General features: G+C 55.1%; 14 protein-coding genes. 9 read left to right on the forward strand and 5 right to left on the reverse strand.

The window, feature by feature from the left end; all coding sequences use genetic code 11:
- Positions 1 to 11 precede the first annotated feature (11 nt).
- From RYC17_RS20495 to RYC17_RS20515, 5 genes are read left to right on the forward strand one after another with little or no spacing between them, the layout of a single operon-like run.
- A complete protein-coding gene (locus RYC17_RS20495; protein WP_122258927.1) occupies positions 12 to 1,097 on the forward strand; it encodes a cupin domain-containing protein in 1,086 nt (361 codons plus the stop codon).
- Positions 1,098 to 1,102: 5 nt separating this feature from the next.
- Positions 1,103 to 4,471 (forward strand): ATP-binding cassette domain-containing protein, encoded by a 3,369-nt coding sequence (locus RYC17_RS20500; protein WP_316904253.1) that lies wholly within the window; start codon positions 1,103 to 1,105, stop codon positions 4,469 to 4,471.
- A 37-nt stretch (positions 4,472 to 4,508) separates the two neighbouring features.
- On the forward strand, positions 4,509 to 5,444 hold the full coding sequence (locus tag RYC17_RS20505; protein WP_057402752.1) for a hypothetical protein: 936 nt from the start codon (positions 4,509 to 4,511) through the stop codon (positions 5,442 to 5,444).
- A 12-nt stretch (positions 5,445 to 5,456) separates the two neighbouring features.
- Positions 5,457 to 6,344 (forward strand): hypothetical protein, encoded by an 888-nt coding sequence (locus RYC17_RS20510; protein WP_058409290.1) that lies wholly within the window; start codon positions 5,457 to 5,459, stop codon positions 6,342 to 6,344.
- Positions 6,345 to 6,392: 48 nt separating this feature from the next.
- Positions 6,393 to 7,241 carry an aminotransferase class IV gene (locus RYC17_RS20515; protein ID WP_058409291.1) on the forward strand — a complete coding sequence of 283 codons (849 nt, stop codon included), beginning with the start codon at positions 6,393 to 6,395 and terminating at the stop codon, positions 7,239 to 7,241.
- Between the two features lie 60 nt (positions 7,242 to 7,301).
- On the opposite strand, the gene RYC17_RS20520 is transcribed toward RYC17_RS20515, so the two are convergent.
- Entirely contained in the window at positions 7,302 to 8,795 is a 1,494-nt protein-coding gene (locus tag RYC17_RS20520) for a YifB family Mg chelatase-like AAA ATPase (RefSeq protein WP_058409292.1), read from the reverse strand.
- A 177-nt stretch (positions 8,796 to 8,972) separates the two neighbouring features.
- Here RYC17_RS20520 and RYC17_RS20525 point away from each other — a divergent pair, with 177 nt between their 5' ends.
- From RYC17_RS20525 to RYC17_RS20540, 4 genes are all read left to right on the forward strand, one after another.
- Positions 8,973 to 9,515 (forward strand): GNAT family N-acetyltransferase, encoded by a 543-nt coding sequence (locus RYC17_RS20525; protein WP_058402712.1) that lies wholly within the window; start codon positions 8,973 to 8,975, stop codon positions 9,513 to 9,515.
- A 321-nt stretch (positions 9,516 to 9,836) separates the two neighbouring features.
- On the forward strand, positions 9,837 to 13,235 hold the full coding sequence (locus RYC17_RS20530) for a toxin VasX (protein ID WP_316904257.1): 3,399 nt from the start codon (positions 9,837 to 9,839) through the stop codon (positions 13,233 to 13,235).
- Positions 13,232 to 13,924 (forward strand): hypothetical protein, encoded by a 693-nt coding sequence (locus RYC17_RS20535; protein ID WP_058409685.1) that lies wholly within the window; start codon positions 13,232 to 13,234, stop codon positions 13,922 to 13,924. Before RYC17_RS20530 ends, RYC17_RS20535 begins: the two co-directional genes overlap by 4 nt.
- A complete protein-coding gene (locus RYC17_RS20540) occupies positions 13,924 to 14,610 on the forward strand; it encodes a hypothetical protein (RefSeq protein WP_316904260.1) in 687 nt (228 codons plus the stop codon). The genes RYC17_RS20535 and RYC17_RS20540 overlap by 1 nt, the downstream gene beginning before the upstream one ends.
- 66 nt (positions 14,611 to 14,676) lie before the next feature.
- Here the strand turns inward: RYC17_RS20540 and RYC17_RS20545 are convergent, their stop codons facing one another.
- The 4 genes from RYC17_RS20545 to RYC17_RS20560 all read right to left on the reverse strand — a co-directional run bounded on the left by RYC17_RS20545 (position 14,677) and on the right by RYC17_RS20560 (position 17,665).
- Entirely contained in the window at positions 14,677 to 15,294 is a 618-nt protein-coding gene (locus tag RYC17_RS20545; RefSeq protein WP_193600999.1) for a hypothetical protein, read from the reverse strand.
- 113 nt (positions 15,295 to 15,407) lie between these two features.
- On the reverse strand, positions 15,408 to 16,562 hold the full coding sequence (argE, locus tag RYC17_RS20550) for an acetylornithine deacetylase (protein ID WP_316904263.1): 1,155 nt from the start codon (positions 16,560 to 16,562) through the stop codon (positions 15,408 to 15,410).
- The gene (locus RYC17_RS20555) at positions 16,559 to 17,236 is read right to left on the reverse strand and encodes a DUF1028 domain-containing protein (protein ID WP_316904265.1); all 678 of its coding nucleotides are present in this window, start codon (positions 17,234 to 17,236) and stop codon (positions 16,559 to 16,561) included. Before RYC17_RS20555 ends, argE begins: the two co-directional genes overlap by 4 nt.
- Positions 17,237 to 17,248: 12 nt before the next feature.
- A complete protein-coding gene (locus RYC17_RS20560; protein WP_003408344.1) occupies positions 17,249 to 17,665 on the reverse strand; it encodes a RidA family protein in 417 nt (138 codons plus the stop codon).
- Positions 17,666 to 17,676 lie beyond the last annotated feature (11 nt).

Below are 17,676 nucleotides of genomic sequence, written 5' to 3' on the forward strand. Positions count from 1 at the left end.
GAATAGCAGATATGGAAGTCATCTCTCGTAACGATATCGAGACCCTCAACAGCGTAGTGGTTGATGGCGCCTTGCACGATTTAGGCGTTGTGAAGATATTCTCCCAGCACCCTGCGCTGGCTGAATTCATCCCGTCCAACAGTGAGCTTGCTATCAGTTGGGTCCGGCTCGAAAGGGATCAGGAACTGTCGGTTCATCAGCATCCCGAAGCAAGCCTGATACTGATTTGTGATGGTTCGGGGGAAACGTTGGGGGCGACCGAGCGTGCGATAGAAGCGGGTGACATGGTTTTAGTGCCACCTCATGCCCTGCATGGCTTCAAAGGCACCCAAAATGGTTTTTGGGCACTTTCCATTCAGTTCAATGGCAAGGCCCTGTACGAAGACACGTCGCGACCGAGCGTCGTCTTCAAATCACAGGAATCCGATACCGCGAAGCCTGCCGATGTGCTGTTACGAGACAATCAGGCTTACCTGGATAGCTTCAAGAATAGTCGGCTGTTGTCGCTCATCAATTCGCCATCCATTGATCAACCGCAAGTGCGCGAAAAACTCCTCGACTGCCTGCAGACCTGGTCAGATATGTTTCAGGATTTGCTGCATATCCGAGTGGCGATGACGCTTGATCAGGCTCACAAAAAAATTGCTCTTGAGCACTTGATAGAAGAGCTGGGTCATAACAATAACCTGCGTCTTCAGCGCAACACCAACCCTTCCCCGGTTTCGGATGCAGCCTTTCATTCCACTATGGAATGGTTCAGGCACCAGATGCTTTATAAAAGCGATATGGTCAAGACGCTCTTGATGCACGTCGTACTGGAAGGCAGCGGTGAAATTTTCCACAGCGAAGCCGCTCGGGTATTCGCTGGCATGCCGCACTTTCAGGAACATGGCGAAGACGATGGTCATCACGTCAGTATGGGCATAGCGCTGCTGAACGACGCGTCGCCAAGAGAAGTCGAGGATTTACGCGTAGCGTTAAGTGAAGGCTGGGACATGATCACACTGCTTTGCGATCGATTTGCCGATATTGCCTGTCAAGACTCACTGGGACGTGAGACCGTCACGGATCTTCAATCTGTGCCGGTATATAACTGATTCCTATGAAGATTGCAGAAGTCTTGAAAACCGCCCTTTGCTTCCGTACGCCTGAAGGAGCTCGAGGAGCGCATTCGGTACACGCCTACCGCTGGCAACGCTGGTGCAAGGCCGCGATCGATGATGCAAGTAGAGCCGGAAACAGACGGCTTCATATCGAGATTTTTGCAGCCCTCAAACGGGATGTCATGTTAGCGCTGGTTGCAATCGGGGTGCATACCGCGGCGGCTTTTGGTGCCGCAGTCACCTTGAAATCATTGCTGATCCAACTGATGCGGGCTGACTCGTCCGTGCTCTCGAATATCACCCAAGGCACCACCTGTCTTCTGCTGATTTACTGTGCCTGGCTGGCGCTCAACCACACTTTCTTTCTGGCTGAGCTAGTCGGCGTAGGCAGTCGCTCCTATGTGGAACAAAGGGTATTAATCAAAAGGACTGTTGCGCAAAACGGCGTCTTTGCGCTCAGCCTGACAACGTTGCTCGACCGAGAGGCCGCGCGTGTCGAATCCTCATGGTCAGGATTGATTACGATAGCGCTTGCGCTGGCAACGGTGCTTTTCACCTCCGCTTTTTTCTTTCTTGCTCTGGGCGCTAGTGCGGTGGCTGCCCTTGCGGTCATCGCTGGCAGTTCAATGATCGTGTTCTGGGTTGCTCAACGACTGGGCGCAACCTATGAACAGTTATCGTTGAGTGCGACTCAGCGCATAGAGGTGGGGGTATTCGCAACGAAAAATCGGCGTCAAGCCTGGCTGAGGAACTGGAATGCCGAACTGATCCGTGAATACGCCGCCAAACGAAACCTCGAAGAGGGCTCCTTGAAAAAAGCTGCTCGCCTGGTCGCGGCCATTAGTCTGATCTCGACCATGACGCCGATTACCGCACTGTTAAGCTCGGCGCTGCTACAACTAATTTATCTGGGCCAAGTCGATACACCAGGGGTGCTGGCCGCCATCGCGTTGATTGGGGGACTGAAGTCAGTCGCCAATAATATTCCAGACATTGTGCAAAGTATTTCCCAAGGCTTTGTAGGCCACCGTCATATCGAGCAATACCTTGACGCCCCTGGGCCCGTTAACCCCCCTTGCGCAACATCAATACCGCCCTCCACGAAGGCAAAGCATATTGCCATTGTCGGCGCCGCAGGCAGTGGCAAGACATCTATGCTGAGAAACTGTGCGCAACGCTTTCCCGGGGCTGACGATCAGGCGATTTTCATTCCGGACGAACCGTGGATATTCGCTGGCGGTCTTGGCGAAAATCTGAGTATCTATCGGCGTGAATTTTCAGACGAAGAGGTACAGGAGGCGATTGCGCTCGCACGCCTGCCCGGGGACTTTTATCTCGACTACATCAGAGAGCGGGATTGCGGCGCAATCAAGCAATGGGACGTTTCCAGAGGCCAGGGAAAACGAATAGAACTGGTCCGCGCCCTAGTGGCACGCACAGACTGGATCTACATCGACCAACCGACCTCAGGGCTGGATGACGCGCTGGCTGCGGGATTGTTGAGAACACTGCTGGACGGCCCATGGCGTGATACAAACGTAATGTTCGTCACGGATAAGCCGGAGGAAAGAGACACTGCCGAAGAAATCTGGACTGTTTCTGGCGGTAGGATTATCGACATAAAAACTCACCACGCTTGCGCTTCTTCGCGACCTCTCGCTTCACCGGTGGCAAGCTCTTTCTCTGCGTCCTCGCCGCCAAAGGCAGTACACAGTAAAAATAATTCGACAGAACAGCCTGAGCGGGTTTCCAGATCAATCACCAGCAGCCTGATAGCGTTCGGCACGGGCGCCATCACGTTGGTCGCATTCACCCTGATGGCACTCAAAGAAGTGCTCACTATTGCAGGCGACTACCTGATCGCTAGCGGTTATCTGGGTACGCATCTGAATGCATCTTTGCTCGGGCTGGCCGGCGTTTTGCTAGTGAGTGCTTTGCTTTCGATTTCCGGGGCGTTGGTCACGGCGAAGAAATGTATTGAGGCGGCGTCTGCACACTGCAATCGATACCTTTCTTATTTAATGAACCCGGGCCTTGATGAGCGCCTGACCCAGAAAATCAATCACGACAGCCAAAACAAGCTGACATGGGATCAGCGGCGCGTCGATGAAGTATTGCCCGTTCTGTTGCTGGAAACCATCGGCGCGGCAACCTTGCTGTCGGTCACGGCAGGGTATGTTGTGCTGAATAACATTTACGTACTGTTTCCGTTTGTTTTCATCAGCCTGTGTTATTGGCGGGGAGCACGACGCTCCGGCGAGTTGCTAAAAAAATCCAACACTCGGGAAATCGACACCACCGCCCTATTGTTCACACGCATTCAAGCACTGAGTTGGGACGGCGGTCGATTTGAAAGCATGGCCAGAAACTCCAGCATACTGAACTGGTTGAGCGGCAACCTGGCCGCTCGAGCGTTTGCTTCTCTGGATAATGCTGCGATGCGTCGTTGGTATAGCTACAAACTGGATTTGATGGGTGTTTTCTTTCTTTCCGGCATCGTGGCATCAACCATTTACTTTCACGCCATCGGCGTAGCCACGATGGCGAACGTTCTGGCTGTGAGTCTTTCATACAGCCTGATTGCGATTTTCGCGCGCTTGGGAAGGTGCGTGGTGGAGTTGCGACAAGTCCTCGACAGTGCCGATCGCCTGGTCGTGGCTGGCCTCTTGCCAACGGCAGCGCCGAGATGCCAATACGTTCAAAATGGTGCGCCATTGGTATCGTTTTCAAACGTCACATTCGTTAACCCTCACAGCGGAATAACGGTGCTAGAAGATTTCGACCATGCGTTTCACGAGAATGATGTCGTGGTGATCATGGGGGCAAGCGGTGTCGGTAAATCAACCTTCGCCAGTCTGGTAGTGGGCAGCCTGCTGCCAAGTCAAGGTCAGGTATCGACGCTGGGTGAAACTATCGGGTATCTGACACGGCCACATGCCGAAGACGTTCAGTTATTGACCTCCAGCCCGATATTCAAGCCGGGACCGCTGTTTGAACATTTCAATAGCACGTCTCAGGAAGAACTTTATCAGCAGGCCTCTTATCTGGGCCTCTCGAGCATTATCGAACGCCTGCCGGAGGGCTTCAATCAAGAGGTTGCCTGGAGTGGTGACGTTAACCTGAGCAAGTCAGAGCTTCAACGACTTGCGCTGCTTGATTTGACCATCAATGCACCGTCCATCGCCATCCTCGACGAGGCCACCTCCGAGCTGGACAGCGTCGAAGAACTTCAGCTCATCAGAAAGTTGATGGCAGCCCTGCCAAAAACCTTGTTTTTCATCATTACTCATAACGCTGAGCTTTCTGCGCTGGGAAACAGAAACTTTACCTTCAACTCTGAAAAGCGATTGGTTGAAAAAACGATATAAGCCTATTCTCACACATTGTTATACAAGGATCGTAAGTATGGAGTTGCCTGCGCAGCGGGAGGCGTTTTGCATCAGTTATGGCGTCTCTAACCCACAGCTGCCCTTGAGCGGTATTGCCCACTGGGAGTCAATGCTCAAAGGGCTCGCGGAGCAAGACGGTATCCTGCATGAAGAGCAGGCCTATGTCGCACCCGGCTTCTTTTATATGCCTGTTACTGCGCAGCCGGACCCACCGTTCCTGAAGCAATTGATACGTCAGGCACATACAGCCGACTGGCTGTTGGTTCCCTCCCTGAAGAAAACCGATCACTCGCTGCGCCAGCAATATGAAACAGACATAATAGTGGTTCCCTTCATGCAGGTTGCCTATCTGCATGTTGAAGGAGAACTTGACGCTTGTTTGCTGACTGCCATGGGCAGAAAAGCATACAAGGAGATGGTACGCCTTACCCGAAGGACTGAAGAACTGTGCCATACGCGACTCTATCGCTTGGACGAACTGGTTGAAAACAATCAAGTATTGGAAGCGTTTTCAACACTGCAGTCGTTAAACGTGGACAAATACCAGCACGTGAGGAACCTGTACGCTCTTGAAACACTGCAGGCACTGGCACGCTCAACTGAAGGTCCAAAATACTATATAAAAATGAATTATGAAAAATTGAATAATGTCGCTGTCTACGGCTCCCTAAGCTACGCTGATCAGCAACAGGGCGTTTTCTCTCAGCTGGTGCAAGGTCAAGACCGCAGCCAGGTACCCCCCGGGCTCAACTTGTACGTCAGCGATTACTATCAACTTTATAAAGTGGCTGATGAGCTTGGATTCAAGACAAGCTGTCTTGGCCGCGGCGCCATCGATATGAAAAAACGAATGGGTGCCAACCGGGTAGTCGACCTGGACAACTGGCTGATTCCTGTCAGAACGAATCGGCAAAAACAAATGCATGCATTTTCAGTCAGAGCATACGGTTAATAAGGAATTTTCGTGTCTTTCTTTGATCTCAATCGGCAACTTGATAGCCAGCACATAATAGAGAATGGTATCTCGATTATGGACTACTCGACATCGACCTTCGATTTGGCTGGTACACTTCAAAAAACGCTCGTCGGCCGCTATAAGCTCAGGGCTAACTTCCCGCTGGACAAGATTCACGAATGCCTCGAACACGAAGAAATCCAACGCCACCGAAAAGAGTCTGGCCACTGGTATGACCCGTTACAAACGCTGGGTGAGCCAATGATCAATGAATACTACACCTTTGTGAATGGGCTCAGTCAGCGTCTGGGTTTCGACTTTGTGTTCGAACATAACCCGCTGGTGCGCTACCACATTCCCACGACACTGGATGATCGTTACAGACTACCGGACGGCGAGTTGTTTACTCACCACTCGGATACCTTACTGGGCGACTATTTCCAGCAAATCAATATATGGTTACCGTTCTGCGACGTTAAAAATACCGCAGCACTCAGCGTTTGCTCGAAGCGTGCCAGTCTGCGCGCTCTAAAAACGTTCGCCCATGAGCAGAGTTATAGCTACGACGAATATAAGGACAGTCGAATCGATTTCTTCGATTATGCAAAGCAACGTCCGCAGTTCATATCGGACCTCAGGATGGATGCCATGCCGACCAACCTTCGCTACGGCCAGTGCCTGATGTTTGATCCACGTGTACTGCACGGGACGGCAGAGAACACGGAGAATGTAACGCGTGTGAGCATGGATTTCAGGATTATCCCGGTGGATGATTACGAGTCCATCATCAAGGAACTCCAGCTTCAAGGGGGTCGCCCTAATAGCTACGAAGGCGAAGGTTTGATCAAGGGCGAGTTCTACAACGCATTGACTGCACGTGAAGTCGTCAGCCGCTGATTCCTCTGCACTGTCATAACACCTCAACAATTAACCCGAGAACGGATCATGACGACGACAATCGCGTGGCTGGACGGCAAGTACCTCGAGATAGACAAAGTATCTTTTTCACCCGTCACTCACTCGCTTTCTTATGCGTCATCAGTTTACGAGGGCATGCGCAGTTACGGCTCAAGCATTTTCAAATGCGAGGAGCACTTGCAACGTCTGCAACGGTCAGCGCAGGTATTCAAACACGAAGTGAATTACAGCAACGCCATGCTGGCGGAAGCCTGTCATGAACTACTGAGACGAAATGAACTTGTAGACGCTTACATTAAAATCGTCGTGTTCTATGACGATGTCGACGTCAGTTTTATGGGCCGAAACTGTCGCAGCAAAGTGGTAATATTTGTCCTTCCATTCGCCCCCAAATCCGCGACCACACCTTACCGGCTGACGATAGCCAATTGGCGTCGAGCCCCTGCTGCTTGTCATCCCTACCAAGCAAAAACCTCATCTACCTATGCGCTCAGTTTTTTGAGTTTTCGTGACAAGGGCGAGTGTTTCGACGACGTGCTGTTTCTTTCTACGATGGACACGGTCTGTGAGTCCAGCGGCTCGAACGTCTTTTTTGTGAAAGAAAACCTACTCATCACGCCGACCACTGACATGGCATTGGCGGGAATAACGCGCCAGGTTGTCATCGACGAGCTGTCTCAGTTACTGAACTTGCAAGTTGTGCAGCGGGATATTTCAAGCTTGGAGCTGAACCAGTTTGACGGTGCCTTTCTGTGCGGTACCGCTATGGAGATCACAGAGGTCAGTTGTATTGATGACGTCATCTACAAGAAAAATTCATGGGTCGAGTTATTGGCTACCGCGTATAAAAAAATGGTGATGAGCGCGTCGGGTTGACCCACGCAGAAGCGAGTGCGCCCCTGTTGTTTATCCATGGTGGACTTACATTCTGCCGAGTCAATTATTCGAAGGCCGATATTGCAACGCCTCGGCCAGATGACTGCGGCTGATCGTGTCCACTTGCTCCAGATCCGCCAGCGTCCGTGCCACTTTCAGCAGTCGATGCGCCGAACGTAATGAGAGGGTCAGACGCTCGCAGGCCGTCTCCAGCCAGCTTTCATCGACACTGGACAGCGCGCAGTGCTCGCGCAGCCCCGGCAGGTCGAGAAAAGCATTGGCACAGCCCTGACGACGTTGCTGACGGTCTCTCGCCTCAGCGACCACGGCTGCGGCACTGGCAGTGTTTTCACTGGTGGTCGGGTCAGGGTTGAGGGCGGTGGCTTCGCGGGCGACGGTCAAGTGCAGATCGATCCGGTCCAGCAGCGGGCCGGACAGCTTGTTGCGATAGCGCTGCACCTGCTCGGTGGAGCAACGGCAGCGCCCGGTCGGCTCACCAAGATATCCACAGGGACACGGGTTCATCGCTGCCACCAGTTGGAACCGCGCCGGAAAGCGCACGCGATCCCGCGCCCGGGAAATCACGATATGCCCGGACTCCAGCGGCTCACGCAAAACCTCCAGCACGCGGCGATCGAACTCCGGCAGTTCATCAAGAAATAAAACGCCGTGATGCGCCAACGTGATCTCGCCAGGTTGCGGACGACTGCCACCGCCCACCAGCGCAGGCCCGGACGCCGAGTGATGTGGCTGGCGAAACGGCCGCTGCGGCCAGCTGGTCAGCGGCACCTGACTGGCAACCGACTGAATCGCCGCCACCTCCAGCGCTTCGTGCTCGTCCAGCGGCGGCAACAAACCCGGCAACCGACTGGCAAGCAGAGTCTTGCCGGTGCCAGGCGGCCCGCTGAACAGCAGGTTGTGCGCCCCGGCAGCGGCAATCACTAGCGCACGTTTTGCAGCCGTCTGGCCCTGCACTTCGCTGAGGTCCGGATACGGCTTGGGCTGATGCAGCAGGCCGCTGGACTGATACGGCGCAATCACCGTGCGCCCGTTGAAATGCGCGACCAGCTCCAGCAAGTGATTCACCGCAATCACCCGCAGCCCCGAGGCCAGACACGCTTCCTCAGCGTTCACCGCAGGAATAATCAGCGTCCGCTCCGCCGCACGTGCCGCCAGTGCAGCAGGCAGCACACCCTGAATCGGCCGAATCGCCCCCGACAACGCCAACTCGCCCAGGCATTCAACATCCTGCAACGCAACCAACGGCACCTGCCCGCTGGCGGCCAGCAAACCCAGCGCAATCGCCAGATCGAACCGCCCGCCATCCTTGGGCAAATCAGCCGGCGCAAGGTTGAGCGTGATCCGTCGCGCCGGAAAATCCAGCCCGGAATTGAGAATGGCACTGCGCACCCGGTCCTTGCTCTCCTTGACCGCCCCCTCCGGCAACCCCACCAGCGTCAGGGCCGGCAGGCCGTTGGCCAGATGCGCTTCAACAGTAACCGCCGGGGCTTCCACCCCGACCTGGGCACGACTATGGACGATAGCCAGCGACATGGATCATTCCTTGATATGAGCGATGGGCGGGTATCGTGCTTTATTTGCGGGATGGGGGTGAGTGGGGAATGGATACAGGGTGTGAGTAGGGCAAGAAAGACGGATATATGTTTGGTTGCGTAGAAATGCCATAAACATTGCTTTAAATGCTGAAACACACCGAGCAGGAGCATTGATATGAGCATCCGCCTTGCCCTTCCCAAGGACTCGTTGCAGATAGCGACGATTCATCTGGAGTCATGGAGAAGTGCCTATGAGGGCATCATTCCCGCTGCCTATATCAATCGGATAACGCTTGAGGCAAGGCTGTCCCACTGGACCAAGGAGATCGCTTCGGGCGAATCTGGCCTATACGTTAAAGTCGACAGGTTAGATCGGGTCTTGGGCTGGGTGGCCACGGGGGCTGACAGGGAACATCCCGAAGACCGCAGCGTCGCAGAAATACAGGCCATCTATATCAGCCCGATGCACACACGCCAGGGTATTGGGCGAGAGCTGTTCGACCATGTGATGCCTGTCTTTCAATCCGCTGGCCGCACCAGACTTGTAGTCTGGGTGCTGGAGAGCAATGCCCCTGCCATCGATTTCTACCATCAGCGAGGGTTCGCAAAAGAGCCGATCAAAACCAAGACGATCGAACGAGACAATGTCAGGTTGGTCGAGATCAAACTTGAACAGCTCATCACGACACCGCCCTCAACGTTGCCCTGCTCACCTTAGCTAAACCTGCCCCTCAATAAACACTCCGCTATCGCCGTCATGCAACGTATCGGATGCGCAGACTTTTGCGCATCCAAAGTCCGGGTGACACAGGCAGCGCTTTATATTCAAAGCGCCGCAACACACATGAAAGAATTCGCACGCATGCGCAGAAGCTTGCGCGCTTTTTCGCGGTTTCTTGATTAAACATTGACCAATCACTTCGTAGAAAATCTTTATCTATCTGTTTTTATTAGATAAAAAACTTCTCGGCACACATCTTGGAATGTACTTCTGCATACAGCGGGTGAATTGCCCGTTTCTGCGCAGAGAATTTCCCGCATGACCGATAAACACGGCACACACCAGCAACGACGCGCCGCACTGTTCCCCAAGACTCCGGCGACGGCCATCAGCCTTTGCCCGTTCAGAGGACCGAACGTCGCCATCGTGCCGGTGCGCTACGCGCTGGATAGATCCCGCTACGACGCCGCGCCGGAGCAACTGAAGCCGTTGCCGAAACAGGGCAAATGGGCGCTGATGCCGACACTGGAAACACGCATCTACACCCTTCGCCAGCTGTACGACGGCTACGTCTATGTGTTCGACGAAACCGCCGAGACGCTGCATGAATATGTCGTTTCAGCAAACAACGGCCATCTGAGCCGCATCGTCTGGACGGACGCGCAGATCGGCAGTGACCAGCGAATCGGCACCAGTGATGGCGAGCCCTTTCTGCTCTACCCGAGACGTAACACACTGCACATCGCCTTTTCCCCGCAGCAATGGACATGGCGAATTTGCGAGCACATGCGTTCCAGCGCCCCAAGCCGCGCGCTGTGGATGAAAGCGCTGGATCTGGCCAGCTACTGCATCACCATGGCCGAGCCGGACACTCTGCCGTTGAACCGTATCGCCGAGGCGGTGGCGGACATCGACAAGGGCCATGTCACTGACGACGGCCGTTTCGCTGACTCGGCGATACCCACTGCTCGCTCGCTGTCGGAAGACGCCGAAACACATCCGTTATGGGCACCACTGGGTGCTGACGTTTTCTGGCAAGGCAGCGTCGACGATCAGGACAGTTCCCTGCTCATCGCCCTTGATGACCCGCTGGCCGTTTTCAATGATCTGGGCATGCAACTGGCCGCTGATCAGGCGGCTTTTCGCGACTGGCAAGCCGAGCACGAACACAAGATTCAGATCGCCCAGACTGTCTCCGGACTGTGTGGTGCCGAAAACGACCCGCAAAAACTGCCAGCGTCGGTGCGCGGCAATGCGGCTCGCACGCATCAGTACCTGAGCGAGGTCGAAGCGTACTTCGAGCAATGCATCCTTGAAGAAGCACAGATCAGCAGCAGCAACGTTCCCGGAGATTTTCTGCTGCTGCCGGACATGTTCAAGAGCCTGGACATGCGCAAATCGATCGAAGCACGTTACGGCAGCGTCCCTACCGAAGAGGCCGCGCAGGCCTGGAAAGATCGCCACAAATGGCGGCGCGAGGTCGATCTGAGCGGCGCGCGTCAGTATCTTCAACAGCACCTGCCAAGCGGAGACGCACTGCTGCAACAGGTACGTGACACTCAACGCGATTTTCAGCTCTGGGCGACACATATCGGCACAGAACCGTTCAAGCTGTTTATCGACACCACCCGCCCGACACAGCTGCTGTACCTGCAAACGATCATGCTCAACCTGCAGATCATTTACGCCCAGGACAGCGCAGCCACCACCTGGCTGGCCGAGCAGGAAGCCAACGCCAGCACGCTGTTTGGTACCTTGCGCTACGGCTTCTCACCCGCCCTCAAACAAGCACTGCACCAGGAGGCCGACGCGCTGTTGAACGGCCTCGGCGACGTCACCAACCTCGCCACACGCATTGGCGAACTCAATGGCGCCCTCAATCACCATGGCTTTGCCGACAAGCCGTGGATGAAGGCGCTGAAGCAACCTGTTCAAGGTACCTTCAAGGCTCTCGGCGAACTGGCCAGCGGCGCAGGCAAGGCAACGCTCGAGAGTATCCTGCTGGCCTGGGTACCCATCGACAGCCGCATGGCTCTGGGCAAACAGCAGAACATCGTCGCATTGCTTCGCACCCTGTTGATCGGCCAGATTTTGCTTGATTCGAAGGCGCGTATTGCAGTCGATCAACAGGTATTCACCAAGCTCAAACAGTGGATACGCGGGTGGCAGGTCCTCAACAAGCAGATCAGCGATACCCGTCGCAGCTGGCTTTATCCAACCGCTTACAACACCCGCAAAAGCAACGCCAGCCACCTTCGCGTCCTTGAGGAAAAACTTCGTCTGCATGAATTGAGCATCCCCGCCCTGCTCGACTATCAGAACAACCAATACGCAAAGCAGTTGCAGGACGAGATTCGCCTGCACTTCCAGTCCGGCAAAACCATGGCGAAAGACTGGCTGACCACCGCCAAGCGCTGGATCGATGGGCTGGGAGGAATTGCCGGGGCAATCACTTGGGGCGTGATCATGCTCAACTTCATCAATACCGCGCTCACTTACCGGGACCTTACTCGGGATGGAGACTTCAGTGCTAAGGATATTGGCAAGGTTACGTATGGACTGGGGTACAGCTTCAACCTGTTGATGGCGGTGTTTGTTGAAGCACCGTGGGCGGTTATCAGTACGGCGAAGCCCGTGGTTATTGGTACGTACACAGTGGGCATTCTTGATCAATCGGCAGCTTATTGGAGAGCACGGGGTAATACGGTTTGGGGGGATGCGATATTTGGGTTCAGGGTTTCGATGGTGGCGATGGGTGGGTTTGGGATTGTAGCGGCTACATTGGAGATATTTGACGTTCTGGATGATTCAGCTGGGGCTAAAACATCAGAAGAAAAAGACTGGCTGGATTTAAAGATCGTCTCTGTAGGCCTGATGGGAGTAGGGTCAGCCGCTCAGTTATTCGCAGGTATTTTTCCTGCCAGTACTCTTGCAATTATCGTTATGAGTCCGTGGTTCAGCGTAGTGCTACTGGTAACAGGCTTGATTTATTTTTTTGCTACGATGGCCCTTAACCACTTCAAGCAAGACAGTGTCGGCTGGTGGCTACGCAAGTGCTGTTGGTCCAGAACCCTAGCCTATCGCTACGCTGAGACTGCCAAAGGTGAGCATGAAGAAGTTCGCGCGCTGATGGAAATTCAATTATCTCCGCAGGTTCATGTAAAAAGCACCGTGCATTATGAAAACCGTTATCTTGGCAAAGGCGATCACTACAGCGTAGCGGTACAAAATGGCGCTGGAGTACAAGTACGTTTACCCAACCTGGTGCGCGGGCAGTCCGTACACTTCAATGTCCTTAGCAGCAAGCGCCCATGGGGAGTGCTGCCCGTAGAAAAAATAGACGACCCTCTGCATGAAGCTTTTCTAAACCGCGGGCAGTTCAGGAAAGCTGAACAGTTCGGGACGCTTGCCAACAAGCCTGCTGGCAAGGCAAGTGACGACTTCACCTACCCCTTGATGCCACCCGAAAACGAAGACCTCATCTGGGAAACCTGGGTGCCGCTCGACAAAGACGCAACCTATCTTGAGCTGCAACTCTGGTACCCGGCCAGTCTTTTAAAGACTGGCGGAGAAGATAAAAGCTATCTGTTTCAGATGAAACTTGGCACAACAGGCGATACCGCTGTTGACGGCCTGGCTTCTGTAGAACTAGAGGTAAAGGCATCAAACAGAATTGGGGCTCTGACCTTGGAAGTCGCAGAGAGTACACACGTATGAGTCAGCAAGAAACAATTCTGGATCTGCCGAAAGGCAAAGGCATCCTAGACTGGAAAATCAAAACCCTTGCGAGGTCACCTAAAGAGATCGTGATCACGCAGCTTGGATTTACCGCCATTCATTTAATAGCCGGCGCACTTATTATTTGGGGAGGCTGGAATCGTTTTTTAGAAAGCCCTGACTTTCTCATTACCGTAATATTGGCGTTTGCGGGAAATCTTGCTTACTACACAGGCCTGCTCATCCGCCAAAAAACCATCTACAACTACACCCTGAAAACCGACGGAGCAACCGTCGAGTATTACCTCCACTACCCCGACTTCGCCTCATCGTTTTTCAAAGGCATCGCTATTTTCGTCATACTGGCATTCGTCCTCGTCGCCCTAATCACTGGGTCATGGCTGTTCCTGGTCGGGCCGGTGGCAATGGCTTTTGTCGCAGCCATCAAACTGCTGAACTGGGAAAACCCCGTCCACCATCGACAAACCGCCCCATGGCATTTGCACGAATTTGTCACGGTTGATCACAAACGTCTGATGGTCATTATCCATTGCGACGATATAACCACCGGGTTCGCCGCGCGTTTTCCCAGCAAGGTGCTTATGGACAAGTATCTCGCGTTCCTGCGCAAGGCACTTCCAGCGAACGCTCAATACATCGAAAAAGCCACTAACTGGCATCAGGGTTGATGCCACTCTGCGCGGGCAATCGGTGCATTTCAACTTCATCAGCAGCAAACGATCGTGGTGGGCTGCCGGTAGAAAAAATCGAGCGTCCAGTACATGAAGACTTTCTGGAAAGGGGACAATTCAGGAAGGCCGAAAAGTTCGGGACGCTTACCAACAAGCCAGCTGGCAAGGCGAGTGAAGATTTCACCTATCCTCTCATGCCACCTGAAAACGAAGACCTCATCTGGGAAACCTGGGTGCCGCTCGACAAGGACGCAACGTATCTTGAGCTGCAAATCTGGTATCCGAACAATCTGATCAATCCTGGTGAAGACGATAGAGGCTATCTGTTTCAGATGGAGCTTGGCACAAGGGGCGATACCGCTATTGATGGTTTGGCTGCTGTGGAGCTTGAAGTAAAGGCATCAAGCAGAATTGGCACCCTGACTTTGGAAATCGCAGAGAGTACTCCTTATGACTCAACAGAAGCCCTCCCCATGCCTGCTAAAAGCCCGAGACATTCTAAACTGGAAAACTTTGTCACGATTGACCGCAAACGCCTCATGATCATCACGCACCGCTCCGACATCACGCTCGGCTTCGAGGCCCGTTTTCAGAACGAGGTATTGTTCAACAAGTACCTGAACTTCCTACACACCGTACTGCCCCCAACTGCGGAATTCACCGAAAAAGCCTGGAGGTGGTAGCCGCCTTTGCAACCCTCTTAACCGGGAGTGGGCCAAGTTCGCCAACGTGTCTGGTGATGTCTGTAATCAACGTCCGGGCGCGGCCAAACGCGCATATTGGCCCTGACTGATCCATCCTGTGAACGAACGATCATCCGCATTGATGAACTCGACCTGGGCCGCGCCATCCTTGAATGCCATAACCCCGACTACGTCATCCTTGACGATATAAGCGCCTCGGGAGGCCTTGGCATTCGGCGTTTTCTGCAGCCAGGCCTTGTCCACGGTGACGGTCACCAGACCGACCCACTGTTTGCTGGCGGTCCGGGTCAGATCCATGCCGGTGGCGATGTCCGGTACCAACACGTTCATGCAGCCAGGGTGCTGCTGGCCTTGCTTGATCGTCAGAACCACGCCATCAGCCGAGGCTTTTAGTGTTCCTGGGTAGACGTCATCAAGCCAGGACGACACCGCTGCGCCCTTCCCGGCCTCGACCTTGCCTTGCAGATAGAACGCACAGCTGAATGCCTCGCCGCGCGTCTCCGAGTAATAACCCTCGACTTGATACTCAGGCGTCACGGCCAGCATCAACTGCTCGTATTTGCCGGAATGCAGTGCCGTGTCCTGAGCGAACGCCGATGTGCCTGCACATAGCAACAGGGTTGCAGCCAGGGAGCAGTGAGCAAGGGGACGTTTGTCTGTCATGCTTCCATCCATAGAACGTTCGAATAGCCGGGAGGAGTGGCCAGTCCATGACTGGCGCGCCGAGACGTTAGCGTATTTCGGCGCGCAACTGTATCACTGAAATCCGTGGCGATTCATGGCTGCGACGCGAAGGCCAGTACACGTTTGAGCATCTCGTCACAGGCGTCAAGTTGCGCGACGCTGATGAACTCGTCCGGCTTGTGTCCCTGCTCCATGCTGCCCGGCCCGCAGACCACTGCCGGGATGCCTGACTGGTCGAACAATCCGCCTTCGGTTCCGAAGGCAACCGTGCCGAACGCCCGGGAGCCGCAAAAACCGGCAATCAATTCCGCCGCATGGCTGTGCTGGGGAATATCCAGTCCCGGATAGCTCGACAATTCAGTAAAGCGAATCTCGCTCCGGGCACTGACGGCCTGCATGGCAGGCAATAGTTTTTGCTCGGCGTATACGTGCATGGCAGTGACGATCTGCTGCGGGTCCAGGGTGGGGAGCGCACGCACTTCGAAATCGAAACGGCACTGTTCGGGCACAATGTTCAACGCCGTGCCGCCGCTGATCACGCCGGTCTGAATGGTCGAAAATGGCGGATCGAAGCGCTGGTCAAGGGCGTCAGCTGCCCGTAACGCCTCGCTCAGACGACCCAGCTCGCTGATCAGATGCGCCGCATATTCAATGGCGTTGACGCCACTGGGCGCGTGGGCCGAGTGGCAGGCAGCACCCTGTACATCGCAGCGCACCGCGACCTTGCCCTTGTGGCCGAGCACCGGCTGCAACTCCGTCGGCTCGCCAATCACACACAGCATCGGCTTCACCGGCCGCGCCCGCAGCGATGCCAGTAACGAGCGTACGCCCAGGCAACCCACTTCCTCGTCGTAGGACAGCGCGATATGCACCGGCATGTGCAGCGATGCCTGGGTCAGCGCCGGAACCAGCGCCAGCACGCAGGCAATGTAGCCTTTCATGTCCGCAGTGCCACGGCCGTAGAGTTTGCCATCCGCTTCGCTCAGTTCGAACGGCGGGAACGTCCATGGCTGGCCGTCGACCGGCACTACATCAGTGTGGCCGGACAACACGATGCCTGGCACGTCAGCCGGGCCGATGGTGGCGAACAGATTGGCCTTGGTTTTCTGCGCGTTGTAGATCAACTCGCAGGAGACGCCGAAGCGTTTGAGGTAATCACCCGCGAAGTCGATCAGGGCCAGATTCGATTCGCGACTGGTGGTGTCGAAGGCCACCAACCGCGCCAACAGCTCGCGGCTGGAGCTCATCGGTCGTCTCCCGGCACGCCGTAGCCTGGTGCGCCAGCCGGGTTCAGGGCGCGGTCGAGGTAATCCAGCATTTGCGGCTGATAGGCCTGCCAAAGACTTTTCAGCTCGCCTAGCGGGTCGTGCTCGGCCCAGTCGACGCGCAGATCGACGATGGGCCAGGACTGCTCGCCCACGACTTTCAGCGCCGCCGAATGGACCGGCCCTGCTTCGCCGCCTGCTGCCAGACCGGACTGCATCGCCTGTAACAAACGCTCTGCCAGGTGCCCGGTTGCCTGCTCGAAGGACTGAATCATCGCGTCGATGACGGCCTGGCTCGCCAGCATGTTGCCAGCCACCACGCACTGATCGCGGCTGCCCGCGTTGTTGATGCCCAGTGTTTCACTGCCACTGAAATGCGCGACTCGCCCCTGATGATCAATCGCCGTGATCTGCCGATACTCGCTGAGCGGGCTGGCGCTCATGACCTGGTCCAGCGCTTGAGAGGCAGACATGCCCTGCTCCATCAGGTCCAGCGTTTGCGGTCCCAGGGCCGGCAGTGTGATGTTCTGCGACGACACCGCGCCGACACCCGCACGCAGCCAGGGGCAACGCGCGCCTACGGCAATACTCGACGAGCTGATGGCAATGCCCAGCTGGCCGGTTTTGGCACAGCGGGCGGCAATGGAAAAAGTCATGGGCAACAGTCCTTATTCAGGGATCACGGCGATCACGTCTATTTCCATCAGCCATTGCGGCTGACCCAGCGCCGACACCACCAGCCCGGTGGAGATCGGGAACACGCCTTTCAGCCACTTGCCCACTTCGTGATAGACCGGCTCGCGGTAGCGCGGGTCGGTGATGTAAGTGGTGGTCTTGACGATGTGCGACAGGTCACTGCCCGCCTCTTCGAGCAATTGTTTGACGTTTTTCATCGCCTGCTGCGCCTGTGCAGCCGGATCACCGAGGCCGACCAGATTACCGTCGAAATCGGTGCCGACCTGGCCCCTGACGTACACGGTATTGCCCGCGCGCACCGCCTGACACAGGTCGTTGTTCAGGCTTTGATTGGGGTAGGTGTCCTTGGTGTTGAACATGCGGATACGAGTATGAGTCGGCGTAGTCATGGGTAACTCCT

This window comes from Pseudomonas syringae group sp. J248-6 (assembly GCF_032586995.1).
GTDB classification, from domain to species: domain Bacteria; phylum Pseudomonadota; class Gammaproteobacteria; order Pseudomonadales; family Pseudomonadaceae; genus Aquipseudomonas; species Aquipseudomonas amygdali.

What these genes read in the sequence shown, in the direction of transcription:
- RYC17_RS20555 (WP_316904265.1), bottom strand. Translation starts at nt 17,236, where the DNA reads ATGACTTTTTCCATTGCCGCCCGCTGTGCCAAAACCGGCCAGCTGGGC.
- RYC17_RS20515 (WP_058409291.1), top strand. Translation starts at nt 6,393, where the DNA reads ATGACGACGACAATCGCGTGGCTGGACGGCAAGTACCTCGAGATAGAC.
- RYC17_RS20520 (WP_058409292.1), bottom strand. Translation starts at nt 8,795, where the DNA reads ATGTCGCTGGCTATCGTCCATAGTCGTGCCCAGGTCGGGGTGGAAGCC.
- RYC17_RS20560 (WP_003408344.1), bottom strand. Translation starts at nt 17,665, where the DNA reads ATGACTACGCCGACTCATACTCGTATCCGCATGTTCAACACCAAGGAC.
- RYC17_RS20545 (WP_193600999.1), bottom strand. Translation starts at nt 15,294, where the DNA reads ATGACAGACAAACGTCCCCTTGCTCACTGCTCCCTGGCTGCAACCCTG.
- RYC17_RS20505 (WP_057402752.1), top strand. Translation starts at nt 4,509, where the DNA reads ATGGAGTTGCCTGCGCAGCGGGAGGCGTTTTGCATCAGTTATGGCGTC.
- RYC17_RS20530 (WP_316904257.1), top strand. Translation starts at nt 9,837, where the DNA reads ATGACCGATAAACACGGCACACACCAGCAACGACGCGCCGCACTGTTC.
- RYC17_RS20500 (WP_316904253.1), top strand. Translation starts at nt 1,103, where the DNA reads ATGAAGATTGCAGAAGTCTTGAAAACCGCCCTTTGCTTCCGTACGCCT.
- RYC17_RS20535 (WP_058409685.1), top strand. Translation starts at nt 13,232, where the DNA reads ATGAGTCAGCAAGAAACAATTCTGGATCTGCCGAAAGGCAAAGGCATC.
- RYC17_RS20525 (WP_058402712.1), top strand. Translation starts at nt 8,973, where the DNA reads ATGAGCATCCGCCTTGCCCTTCCCAAGGACTCGTTGCAGATAGCGACG.
- RYC17_RS20540 (WP_316904260.1), top strand. Translation starts at nt 13,924, where the DNA reads ATGCCACTCTGCGCGGGCAATCGGTGCATTTCAACTTCATCAGCAGCA.
- argE (WP_316904263.1), bottom strand. Translation starts at nt 16,562, where the DNA reads ATGAGCTCCAGCCGCGAGCTGTTGGCGCGGTTGGTGGCCTTCGACACC.
- RYC17_RS20495 (WP_122258927.1), top strand. Translation starts at nt 12, where the DNA reads ATGGAAGTCATCTCTCGTAACGATATCGAGACCCTCAACAGCGTAGTG.